General features: G+C 42.3%; 11 protein-coding genes. 8 read left to right on the forward strand and 3 right to left on the reverse strand.

Features of this window, described 5'->3' with window-relative positions; all coding sequences use genetic code 11:
- Window positions 1-37 precede the first annotated feature (37 nt).
- Entirely contained in the window at window positions 38-949 is a 912-nt protein-coding gene (locus tag WKI49_01345) for a MoxR family ATPase (GenBank protein MEJ7621146.1), read from the reverse strand.
- Window positions 950-985: 36 nt separating this feature from the next.
- On the opposite strand from WKI49_01345, the gene rimP reads away from it, so the two are divergent.
- From rimP to WKI49_01370, 5 genes are all read left to right on the forward strand, one after another.
- On the forward strand, window positions 986-1,459 hold the full coding sequence (gene rimP, locus WKI49_01350; protein MEJ7621147.1) for a ribosome maturation factor RimP: 474 nt from the start codon (window positions 986-988) through the stop codon (window positions 1,457-1,459).
- The gene (nusA, locus tag WKI49_01355) at window positions 1,453-2,436 is read left to right on the forward strand and encodes a transcription termination factor NusA (protein ID MEJ7621148.1); all 984 of its coding nucleotides are present in this window, start codon (window positions 1,453-1,455) and stop codon (window positions 2,434-2,436) included. The genes rimP and nusA overlap by 7 nt, the downstream gene beginning before the upstream one ends.
- A complete protein-coding gene (locus WKI49_01360; GenBank protein MEJ7621149.1) occupies window positions 2,433-3,683 on the forward strand; it encodes a class I SAM-dependent RNA methyltransferase in 1,251 nt (416 codons plus the stop codon). Before nusA ends, WKI49_01360 begins: the two co-directional genes overlap by 4 nt.
- Before the next feature lie 145 nt (window positions 3,684-3,828).
- Window positions 3,829-6,120: a ribonucleoside-diphosphate reductase subunit alpha gene (locus WKI49_01365; GenBank protein ID MEJ7621150.1), complete on the forward strand. Its 2,292-nt coding sequence runs from the start codon at window positions 3,829-3,831 to the stop codon at window positions 6,118-6,120.
- Between the two features lie 11 nt (window positions 6,121-6,131).
- Window positions 6,132-7,160, forward strand: a complete 1,029-nt coding sequence (locus tag WKI49_01370) for a ribonucleotide-diphosphate reductase subunit beta (GenBank protein ID MEJ7621151.1) — start codon at window positions 6,132-6,134, stop codon at window positions 7,158-7,160.
- Here WKI49_01370 and folK read toward each other — a convergent pair.
- Window positions 7,149-7,637, reverse strand: a complete 489-nt coding sequence (folK, locus tag WKI49_01375; protein MEJ7621152.1) for a 2-amino-4-hydroxy-6-hydroxymethyldihydropteridine diphosphokinase — start codon at window positions 7,635-7,637, stop codon at window positions 7,149-7,151. The two genes, WKI49_01370 and folK, sit on opposite strands and share 12 nt — an antisense overlap.
- Window positions 7,638-7,646: 9 nt before the next feature.
- Complete coding sequence (fabG, locus tag WKI49_01380) at window positions 7,647-8,387, reverse strand: 3-oxoacyl-[acyl-carrier-protein] reductase (GenBank protein MEJ7621153.1); 741 nt, start codon at window positions 8,385-8,387, stop codon at window positions 7,647-7,649.
- Window positions 8,388-8,485: 98 nt separating this feature from the next.
- On the opposite strand from fabG, the gene ispF reads away from it, so the two are divergent.
- Genes ispF through WKI49_01395 form a run of 3 tightly spaced genes read left to right on the forward strand, consistent with a single transcriptional unit; the run spans window position 8,486 to window position 11,025 of the window.
- Window positions 8,486-8,959: a 2-C-methyl-D-erythritol 2,4-cyclodiphosphate synthase gene (ispF, locus tag WKI49_01385; protein ID MEJ7621154.1), complete on the forward strand. Its 474-nt coding sequence runs from the start codon at window positions 8,486-8,488 to the stop codon at window positions 8,957-8,959.
- Window positions 8,949-9,695 carry a patatin-like phospholipase family protein gene (locus WKI49_01390; protein ID MEJ7621155.1) on the forward strand — a complete coding sequence of 249 codons (747 nt, stop codon included), beginning with the start codon at window positions 8,949-8,951 and terminating at the stop codon, window positions 9,693-9,695. The genes ispF and WKI49_01390 overlap by 11 nt, the downstream gene beginning before the upstream one ends.
- Window positions 9,685-11,025, forward strand: a complete 1,341-nt coding sequence (locus WKI49_01395; GenBank protein MEJ7621156.1) for an MATE family efflux transporter — start codon at window positions 9,685-9,687, stop codon at window positions 11,023-11,025. The genes WKI49_01390 and WKI49_01395 overlap by 11 nt, the downstream gene beginning before the upstream one ends.
- Window positions 11,026-11,163: the final 138 nt, after the last annotated feature.

Below are 11,163 nucleotides of genomic sequence, written 5' to 3' on the forward strand. Positions count from 1 at the left end.
ATGTCTATATTATACATCGTTTTCCATGAAAAAATCGTTAAGTTTTAAACCTTGCTTTAAGATGTTCAACTATGTTCCCTATTATTTGGTCCGCCTGCCTGCTATCCCTCGTTATTATCCTGTGAGAAAGACAATATGGCGCAAGTTCAAAAAGGTCCTCTGGGACTACAAAATCCCTGCCTTTAACGTAAGCCAAAGCTTTGGCACAGTTCGTTAGGTGTATAAGACCTCTTGTTGATACACCGAGGATTATATCTGGGTGCTGTCTGGTAATGTGGGCTATCTCCACCGCAAGGCGTGCAACTTCTGGAGATACATAGCACTTTTTTATATTTTCCATGAAAGATATAATATCTTGGGTCTTTACCACCGTCCTTAACCTCTCAACCTTCTCAAGGGGATTTTCTCCTCTAAGTATCTGGGCTTCTGTTTCCATGTCTGGATATCCAAGGCTAAGCTTCATGCTGAATCTGTCCAGTTGAGATTCTGGTAGAGGATATGTTCCATGCTGTTCTACAGGGTTTTGGGTAGCTATCACGAAAAAGGGTTGAGGAAGCTCGTAGGTTATTCCATCAACAGAAACCTTACCCTCTGCCATTGCTTCAAGCAGTGCACTCTGTGTTTTAGGTGTAGCTCTGTTTATCTCGTCCGCAAGTATGAGGTTGTTAAATATTGGTCCCTTTTTGAAAACAAAGGACTTTTTTGCTTGGTCGTAAAGGGTCACTCCAAGTATGTCTGAGGGTAGTAGGTCACTTGTAAATTGAATTCTTGCAAAGGACAAGCCTAAGACTTTTGCTATAGAAAGTGCAAGTGTTGTTTTCCCAACACCTGGCACGTCTTCCAATAGAAGATGTCCGCCGGAAAGAAGGCATACCAAAGAGTATTTCACTATTTCGTCCTTCCCCTTTAGCACCCTCCTTACTTCTAATATCACTGCTTCAACTTCCATACTAAGAACATTATACAGTGCTATAATTGTAAAATCATGCATTTGCAAGAAAAGCTCATAGCGGAAAAGGTAAAGGAGATGATAGAGCCCATAGTGAAAAATATGGGGTATAAACTCTTTGATGTAGAGTTCAAGTCTGAAAGGGGATGGGTGCTAAGGGTAATCCTTGACAAAGAGGGCGGTATTACCCTCGGAGACTGTGAAGAAGTAAGCAAGAGAATAAGTGCCTTACTTGATGTGGAGGATATAATACCCGTGTCTTATGTGCTTGAAGTATCTTCACCTGGGCTCACAAGGGAGCTTACCAAACCTTCTCACTTTGAGTTTTTCCAAGGAAGACTTGTAAGGGTTATACTTAGAGAGCCTATAGAAGGCAAGAGGGATATGAAGGGATACATACAGGGTATTAAGGAAGGTATTCTTCAACTTAGGGAGAAGGAAACGGATAAGGAATACTATATACCTCTTTCTTTAATAGCAAGGGCTAATTTGGAGATAGAAAGATGGTAAAGAACCTAAGAAAACTCATAGAACAAGTAGCAAAGGACAAAAACCTTCCAGAATGGATTGTGGAAAGGGCTCTCAAAAATGCCATAGCCCTTGCCATAAAAAAAGACAGAAAGCTAAAAGAAGAGCTTGAAGTGGACCTTGAGGATGACCAGATAAGGGTTTACATGGTAAGGAGGAAAAACGGTGAAACGGTAAAACTCCCTTTAGATATATCAACAGAGGACATAAACAGAATAGCAGCTTACGCAGCAAAGGAGGAGTTCTTGAGGGAGTTGGATAAAGCAGAAGAAGAGAGGGGATACCTGGAGTATTTAGAAAGGGAGGGAGAAATAGTATTCGGTATAGTGAGAAAGGTAACGGAAGAGGGAGATTTAATCGTAGACCTTGGCAAGGTTGTAGGAATATTACCCAAAAGGGAGCAGATTAGAAAGGAAGAATACAAGCAAGGAAGTAGACTAAAGGCTTTACTTCTTAGTGTAAATAGAAAAAAGGGTAAGTATGAAATAATACTTTCCAGAACGCACCCTAAGTTTCTAAAAAAGCTTATAGAGCATGAAGTTCCAGAAGTCGCAAAAGGTGATGTGGTGATAAAAGCCATAGTGAGAGAGCCGGGTGAAAGGGCAAAGGTGCTTGTGCATTCCGAAGACCCTAAGATTGACCCTGTAGGTGTGGTGGTTGGTATAAGAGGTTCAAGGATAGCTCCCATATCTGAAGAGCTTTCTGGTGAGAGAATAGATGTGATAAGGTGGACCTCAGATGACGAAGAGCTAATAAGAAGAAGTATTTCTCCCGCTCCTGTGTCAAAGATAAGGCTTGACAGAAAGAACAGAAGGGCTGAGGTGGCAGTGCCAAAGGACAAGCTTTCTCTTGCCATAGGTAAACATGGTGTAAATGTGAAATTGGCAAATAAACTCACAGGGTGGTATATAGATGTTATGTCGGAAGAGGACTTTGAAGCTTTAACGAGACTGTCATGAACTCGCAGGAAAGCCTTTACATAAAGAAGCTCGTTTATGGTGGTTATGGTCTTGCACAAAAGGAAGGGAAAGCAGTCCTCGTGGACTATGCACTTCCCGGTGAAGTGGTGGAAATTCAAACCCTCCAAGAAAAGAAAGACTACCTTCTTGCAAGGACAAAAAGGGTTATACTTCAATCTTCTCTAAGGAGAGAGCCTCCATGTCCCTATTTTGGAGTCTGTGGAGGCTGTCAACTTCAACATATGGAATATACAGCCCAGCTAAGGTCAAAAGAGGAAATACTTCTTGAAACCCTAAACAGAATAGGAAAGCTGGAGCTAAAGAGACTTGAACCTTCCTTGTTTTCTGAAGAGTTTGGCTATAGGGTAAGGGTTCAGTTTAAGGTTTCTGAAGGGAAGTTAGGCTTCTTTGAAAGAAGAAGCCATAATATAGTGGAGATAAAGGAGTGCCCCGTTGCTCATCCTGCCATAAATGACCTTATTCCTTCTCTCAAAGAGCTTGCAAAAAAGGTAGATGGTTTAAGAGAAATACATGTTTTCTACTCTCCTCATGAGGAGGAATTTTTGATAAAACTCCTCTTAGAAAAACCTTTCCCAAAAGAAAAACTAAAAAAGCTCATAGATAACCTTCTTCCCAAGAAAACGGTAGGTGTAGGGGTTTATACGGAGAATAGACTCTATCACCTGGGTAGGGATTTTACCTTTGTAAAGGTAGGTCCGTACAAGTATAGGACGAGTATGGATTCCTTCATTCAAGTTAACCACTTTCTTTGGGAGTCTTTTGTCAACTCCGCAGTGCCTAAGGAAAGATATAATAAGGTACTTGAATTACACTGTGGTATAGGTTTTTTTAGCCTTTTCTTGGCAGAAAGCTCCGACTTTGTCCTTGCTTACGATACTAATAGGTCCGCTATAAAAGATGCGGAATACAATGCAAAGATAAACTCTGTAAGCAATGTGAGCTTTCAACATGAAAGTGGTTTTGAGGCACTAAAAAAGCATGCAGGAGAGCCGATAGATTTGCTCTTTCTGGACCCTCCAAGGTCTGGACTTTCGGAGGGTGAAGCAAAACTCATCTTAAAAAACAAACCTAAGGAGGTGGTTTACGTCTCCTGCGAACCTACCACTTTAGCAAGAGACCTAAAGGTCTTGGTAAAGGGTGGTTATAACCTGATTAGTGTAAGGATGGTAGACAACTTTCCCAATACTTATCATATAGAGGCTATAGCTTACCTAAGACTGGAATGACAGGTTTGTTTTTATGGAAGAACCCATACTAAGAGTGCATGAAACCAAGCTACGACTTTCCAAAGCTCTCTGAACTTGCTATGCGGTATCTATAAGTATTAAACTAAGACCCTTCCTAAGGAATACAAAAAAAGGAGGAAAACTTATGTATGTTGTCAAGAGAAGCGGAAGAAAGGAGTCTTTGGACATTTCCAAAATACGCATAGTTATTGAATTTGCTTGCAGGGGAATAGATGTTGACCCTATGGAGCTTGAGCTGGATGCCAAGATACAGTTCAGAAATGGAATAAGCACAAAGGAAATACAACAGCTCCTTATAAGGACTGCAGCGGAGAAGGTTTCACCTCAAGCACCCCAATGGCAGTATGTGGCAGCGAGGCTACTTCTTTATGACCTTTACAAGGAGGTAGGACACATCAGAGGCTACAAGGTAAAGGACAAGATAAACGGTAAATACAAACCCTATAACCCAGATAGCTTTTACAGGCTTGTCAAGACCTATGCGGAGAGGGGTATATACGGGGATTATCTCCTAAGGGAATACACGGAAGAAGACTTTAATACCCTTGCAAGGTATATAGACCCTGATAGAGACCTGCTTTTTAACTACACGGGCATAAAGGTGCTCGCAGACAGGTATTTGGTAAGGGACGAAGAGGGAAACATAGTGGAGCTTCCTCAGGAAATGTATATGCTTGTGGCTATGACCTTGGCTATACCGGAGAAGAAGGAGGAAAGGCTAAAGTATGCAAAGCTCTTTTATGACCTTATGAGTAAGCATGAGATATCCTTGGCAACTCCTACCCTTATGAACGCACGCAGGACTCATACACAGCTTAGCTCCTGCTTTGTGTTAACGGTGGATGACGACCTTTATGATATCTTTGATAACGTGCAAAAGGCTGGGCAGATATCCAAGTTTGCAGGCGGTCTTGGTATATACTTGGGCAAAATAAGGGCAACGGGTGCTCCTATTAGAAAGTTCAAAGGTGCAAGCTCTGGAGTGCTTCCTGTGGTGAAGATTCTAAACGATGTGATGATATATGTGGACCAGCTTGGTATGAGAAAGGGTTCTGCTTCCATAACCCTTGATATATGGCATAAGGATGTTTTGGATTTTCTTGAGGTAAAGACCAACGTGGGAGATGAGAGGAAAAAGGCTCACGATATACATCCGGCTATAGCCATACCAGACCTCTTTATGAAAAGGCTTAAAAACAGACAAAAGTGGACTTTGCTTGACCCCTATTACTGCAAGAAGGTCAAGGATGGTAAAAACCTTGAAGATTTCTATGGAGAGGAGTTTGAAAGGCTTTATGAAAAATTGGAAAGGGAACTGCCAGCTCATGCAAAGAAGGAAGTGGATGCCTTTGAACTTTGGAAAAGGCTTTTGACGGTGATTTTTGAAACCGGTGAGCCATACATATTCTTTAGGGATACCGCAAATAGGCTAAACCCCAACAAGCATTGTGGTATGGTATACAGCTCTAACCTGTGCCATGAGATAGTGCAAAACATGTCTACAACTATCCACATAGAGGATACGCTTACAGAGGATGGAATTATAGTTCACAAGAAGAAGGCTGGAGATGTGGTAGTTTGTAATCTTGGGTCTGTTAACCTTGGCAAGGTCTACACAAAGGAGGACATGGAAAGGGTTGTGCCACTGCTTGTGAGGATGTTAGATAATGTGATAAGTATGAACTTCTACGCCATAAAAGAGGCGGAATGGACAAACAAAAGATACAGGTCAATAGGTATAGGGGTAAGCAACTACCATTACTGTCTTGTAAAGCATGGCATACAGTGGGAGTCAGAGGAGCACCTTGAGTTTGCAGATGCCCTGTTTGAAAGGTTGGCTTACTATGCTATAAAGGGTTCAATGCAGTTGGCAAGGGAAAGGGGAAGGTATGAGCTTTTTGAAGGTTCAGACTGGAGCAAGGGTATATTCTTTGGTAGGAGCGCAGAGGAAAATACAAGGATTTCTAAAAATGGCTTTGACTGGGTAGCTCTCGCACAGGAGGTGAAAACCTATGGTATGAGAAATGCTTACCTTATTGCGGTGATGCCCACAGGCTCTACATCCCTTATACTGGGTGCAACACCATCGGTAGACCCCATATTCGCCAAGTATTACAAGGAAGAGAACATGTCTGGAATACTTCCTCAAGTGCCACCAGAGATAGATAAATACTTCTGGCACTACAAAAGTGCTTACAACATAGACCAGGAGTGGGTCATAAGGGCTGCTGCGGTTAGACAAAAATGGATAGACCAAGCGCAGTCCCTTAATCTCTACATAGACCCAGAGAACATAGATGGTCCAAGACTATCAAGGCTTTATGAACTTGCTTGGGAGTTAGGTCTAAAAACCATATACTATACGAGAAGCAAGTCCATTACCGATATAGAAGAGTGTGAAAGCTGTTCCACCTAAGGAGGTAAAACATGGAGAGGACAATAATTTTTAACCCAGAAGGAGACAGAGAGCCATCAAAGAGGAGAATAGTTTTCGGAAATCCTACCAACATAATGGAACTAAACAGCGTCAAGTATCAGTGGGCTTTTGACCTTTATAAGACTATGGGCTTTACCAACTTCTGGATACCAGAAGAGATTCCTATGCACGAAGATAGGAAGCAGTATGAAAAAGAGCTCTCTGAGTATGAAAGGAGAGCCTACGAAATGGTATTGTCCTTTCTGATAGCTCTTGATTCGTATCAGGTAAACATGCTAAAGGAGTTTGCACGCTATATTACCGCACCGGAGCTTGTTATGGCTCTTACTTCTCAAGAGTTTCAAGAGGCACTGCACAGCTATTCATACCAGTTTATCCTTGAAAGCGTCGTGGACCCGAGGGTTGCGGACGAGATATACAACTACTGGAGGCAGGACAAGGTTCTTATGGAGAGAAATCGGGTAATCGCAGAGCTATATAACGAGTTTATAAGAAAGCCCACTGAGGAAAACTTTATAAAGGCGCTCTTTGGCAACTATGTGCTTGAGAGCCTATACTTCTACTCTGGCTTTGCCTTTTTCTATACCCTTGGAAGACAGGGAAAGGTAAGAAACACCGTTCAGCAGATAAAGTATATAAACAGAGACGAGCTAACCCATGTGACCCTCTTTAGGAACATAATCTTAACCCTCAAAGAAGAACAGCCTGAGCTTTTCACTCCAGAGATTGAAAAGTGGGTCTATGAGTTTTTCAAGTTTGCCACAGAGAAGGAAATAGAGTGGGGTAAGTATGTCACACAAAACCAGATACTGGGTCTTAATGACTATCTTATAGACAGGTATATAAAGTATCTCTCTAACCTTAGGCTTACTCAACTTGGCTACAAGCCCCTGTATCCTGAAGTTACAGAAAACCCTATGAAATGGATAGACCAGTTTAGGACTATAAATGACACAAAGACGGACTTTTTCCAAGCAAAACCTCAGACTTATGCCAAAAGGAGTGAATTAAAATGGTAAAAGGCAAGCAAAGGGAGTAAGGTTGTTTTCAAGCCTGCTTGCGTATTCTTGAAGTTTGACCTTGCTTGCGGGATGTATAAGGTTAGGGTTTAATTCAAGAAGTGGAAAAAGGAAGAAGTCTCTTTCTGTAAGGTAAGGATGTGGAATACGGAGAAAGCTAAGCATCAAAATATGGTTTTCATAGAGTAATATATCAAGGTCTATCTCTCTTGGTCCCCACCTTTCTCTTGGTTTCCTACCAGCCTGTCTTTCTATGTTTTTCAAAATCTCAAGAAGTCTTATAGGGTTAAGCTCTGTTTCAAACTCAAGGACGCCATTTATAAAAACTGGCTGGTCTGTCTTGCCCCATGGCTGGCTAAGGTATAGTGTGGAGACCTTTTTTATTGAGCCATAACCCTTTAGAAGCTCCAAGGCTTTTATTATGTAATTGAGCCTGTCCCCTACGTTGCTCCCAAAGGCTATATAGCACAGTGGCATACAAAAAAGTTAATACATACCACCATTTACATGCAGGACTTCACCGGTAATATAGCTGGCATAGTCTGAACACAGAAATAGCACCGCGCCCGCCACATCCTCTGGTTTTCCAAACCTACCAAGTGGTATGTTCTTTAGATAGGCTTGCTTTAGCTCATCGCTTAACACTGAAGTCATATCCGTTTCTATAAAGCCCGGTGCTACCGCATTGACAGTTATGTTCCTGCTTGCCAGCTCCTTGGCAAGGCTTTTGGTAAACCCAATGAGTGCGGATTTTGTAGAGGAGTAGTTTACCTGCCCTATGTTGCCGGTAAAGCCTACCACAGAGGATATGTTTACTATCCTACCCCATCTTTTCTTAAGCATACCCTTTACCGCAAGGGAGGTTATGAGAAAAGTTCCCGTAAGGTTTACTCTAAGGACTTCTTCCCAGTCTTCAAGGGACATTCTCAAAAAGAGCTTATCCTTTGTTATGCCTGCGTTGTTTACAAGTATGTCTACTCCACCAAAAAGGGACTCTATCCTTTCGTAGGCAGAGGTTATGGAGTCCTTTTCGGACATATCCATGGCAACACCAAGGGTTTCTACACCGTAAGTTTGTGCTATTTCCTTTGCTACCTCTTCCGCTCTACCTTGGTCTCTCCCTGTTATTATTACCCTTGCACCTGCCTTTGCAAGATACTGGGCTATGGCTTTTCCTATTCCACGAGTAGAGCCTGTTATAAGGGCGGTCTTACCTGATAGGTCAATCTGAAACATGTTAAGATTTTAGCACAGGCTGTTAAGAGTCCGCAATCTACATAAAAAATGTGTTATCAAAAGGGATTTTCCACTTATATTAAACTGTTATGAACATAAGAATAGGACTTGGCTTTGACTCACATGCTTTTGAAGAAGGCAAACCATTAAAGCTCGGTGGTGTAGTTATTGATTTCCCTCTTGGACTAAAGGGACATTCAGACGCAGATGTTTTGCTCCACGCTATAACTGACGCCATACTTGGTGCATTGGGTGAACCCGACATAGGGCAGATATTCCCCGATAAGGACCCAAGGTGGAAAAAGGCGGATTCTAAGGTTTTTCTCCAAGAGGCTATAAATAGAATGAGGCAAAAAGGTTATCGCCTTATAAACCTTGACTGTGTTATTGTGGCGGACAAACCTAAGATAGCACCTTACAAGGATGCCATAAAGGAAAACCTCTCAAGGATGCTGGAAATAGCACCGGAGAATATTTCAATAAAGGGAAAGACAAGAGAAGGGTTTTGTAGAGAAGACGGGATTGCCTGTTTTTGCACTATCCTTTTAATACATGAAGGTTAACCTTGCACTTTCTGGCGGAGCATCTCGTGGCATAGCACATATAGGCGTAATAAAAGCTCTTGAGGAGCTGGGCTTTGAGATATCTGCGGTGAGCGGTGTAAGTGCTGGAGCTTTGGTGGGTGCCTTTTACTGCGATGGATACACTCCAGAAGAAATGCTAAGGGTTGTAAAGTCAAGGGACTGGCTCAGATACCTTAGACCCACTGTGCCAATGCTTGGGCTAATATCCCTTAGGGATGCGGAAAAGTATCTTAGGAATATGCTTTCTACAGACAGTATAGAAGGGTTAAAGAAAAGGCTCTTTATCGGTGCGGTAGACCTCAAGAGTGGCAAAACCTTGTATTTTAAAAGTGGGAGCCTGTTTCCAGTTTTGTTAGGTAGCTGTGCTTTACCTGGCATATTTGAACCTATAAGGTATAAGAATTACCTTCTCGTAGATGGTGGCATAACCAACAACTTACCTGTTGAACCTCTTCTTGGGATGGAAGGGTTACTCGTGGGTGTTGATGTGAACCCAAATACGCCACTGGAAAAGGTGGGAAATATCTTTCAAGTTCTTGTGCGGAGTTTCCTTTTGGCGGTTAGGTCTAACGCAGACAAAAGAAAGGAGCTATGTAATGTTTTAATAGAGCCTGAACTATACTCTTATTCACCACTTAGCCTTTTGAAAGCGGATGAGCTATATAAGCTTGGCTACGAAAAAACCATGCAGGTAATGAGAACCTATGTCCCATAACAGAGTGCTCATAGACCCTTCAGAAGGTAAGTTAAAGGTCGCACGTAAAGTTCTAAAGCTGGCATTCCCCATAATTTTGTCAAACTTGCTATACACAGTAGAGAGTGCCTTCTCTGTAATTTTGGTTTCCGGACTATCCGCCTCTGCGGTCGCTGCAGTTGGGTATTCCGCCAGCATGCTATGGTTTATATACTCCCTTATGGCTCTTGCCTATACAGGGACATCTGTGCTTGTAGCCCAAAGGGTTGGAGCTGGCAAAGACCCATCACCTGCACTCCTTTGGGGCATTATTCTTTCCTTCCTAATAGCACTCCCTCTTACCTTCTGGGGTAAGGACTTGGTTTCCTACCTTATGCTTACCTTTGGAGCATCTCAAACTGTGGCAAGCCTCGCAAGAGAATATTTAGAACCCGTATTTCTCTTTATAACCATTGGCTTTATCACCAACGCCATATATGCAGGCTATAACGGATACGGAGACACAAAAACACCCTTCAAGGTTGCCCTTCTTATGAATGTGGTCAATATAAGCTCCGCTTACCTTCTAATATACGGTAAGTTTGGCTTTCCAAGACTTGAAGTTGCAGGTGCAGGCTGGGGTATAGCCTTATCGGAAGTAGTGGGTCTTGCCTTTTATGTCTACCTTTACGCAAAGCACAGAAAGCCCTTTCCTGTCAAATTAAGCCTAAGAAAAGACATACTCCTTCAAATGCTTCGCATAGGCACGCCTACCGCCATAGAGAGAGGCTTTACAAGCCTTTCCTTTAACATCTTTGTGGGTCTTGTTGCCCAGTTTGGAGACAAGGCTCTCGCAGCGCATCAAATAGGACTAAGAGTAGAGAGTCTTTCCTTTATGATAGGTTTTGGCATGATGATAGCTTCCACCACCTTAGCAGGACAGAACTACGGAGCAAAGAACTTTAAAGGGCTTGACTACGGCGTGAGAGTTAGTGCCCATACCACTGCCCTTATAATGGGTTTAATAGGACTTGTTATAGCTTTGTTTCCTCAGCAATTTTCCCTCATATTTACAAGAGACAAAGAGGTGATAAATTATGCGGTTTACTATCTTGTTATAGTAGCCCTCTCTCAACCCCAGATGGCTTACGCCAGCATATTCTCAGGCTCTCTAAAAGGCATGGGTAAAACCCACATACCCCTTGTGGTAAACTTCTCTTCTTTTTGGCTCTTTAGAATAATCCCCTCTATTATATTTCTGAAATTGCTACCCAGCCCAATAGTCCCTTGGGTGTTCATGAGTATTGAAACTACCCTCAGAGCTATAATTTTTTACTGGGCATACAAGAGAGAGATAAAGAAAAACTTATGAGTTTTGCCTTTCTTATGTTGATACATAATTTCTTGGTGTGGGCAGTATGTTATTTCTCACAAGAAACTTCAACTCCTCCCTTATTATCTCTCCGAGCAACTTGACCTCATCGTCATTGAGAGGCAACTCCCTCGCTAT

Source organism: Aquificaceae bacterium (assembly GCA_037722135.1).
Lineage (GTDB): Bacteria > Aquificota > Aquificia > Aquificales > Aquificaceae > Pampinifervens > Pampinifervens sericum.

Bases quoted from the DNA above. Each gene is read 5' to 3' on its own strand.
- WKI49_01345 (MEJ7621146.1), bottom strand. From the start codon at position 949: ATGGAAGTTGAAGCAGTGATATTAGAAGTAAGGAGGGTGCTAAAGGGG.
- rimP (MEJ7621147.1), top strand. From the start codon at position 986: ATGCATTTGCAAGAAAAGCTCATAGCGGAAAAGGTAAAGGAGATGATA.
- nusA (MEJ7621148.1), top strand. From the start codon at position 1,453: ATGGTAAAGAACCTAAGAAAACTCATAGAACAAGTAGCAAAGGACAAA.
- WKI49_01360 (MEJ7621149.1), top strand. From the start codon at position 2,433: ATGAACTCGCAGGAAAGCCTTTACATAAAGAAGCTCGTTTATGGTGGT.
- WKI49_01365 (MEJ7621150.1), top strand. From the start codon at position 3,829: ATGTATGTTGTCAAGAGAAGCGGAAGAAAGGAGTCTTTGGACATTTCC.
- WKI49_01370 (MEJ7621151.1), top strand. From the start codon at position 6,132: ATGGAGAGGACAATAATTTTTAACCCAGAAGGAGACAGAGAGCCATCA.
- folK (MEJ7621152.1), bottom strand. From the start codon at position 7,637: ATGCCACTGTGCTATATAGCCTTTGGGAGCAACGTAGGGGACAGGCTC.
- ispF (MEJ7621154.1), top strand. From the start codon at position 8,486: ATGAACATAAGAATAGGACTTGGCTTTGACTCACATGCTTTTGAAGAA.
- WKI49_01390 (MEJ7621155.1), top strand. From the start codon at position 8,949: ATGAAGGTTAACCTTGCACTTTCTGGCGGAGCATCTCGTGGCATAGCA.
- WKI49_01395 (MEJ7621156.1), top strand. From the start codon at position 9,685: ATGTCCCATAACAGAGTGCTCATAGACCCTTCAGAAGGTAAGTTAAAG.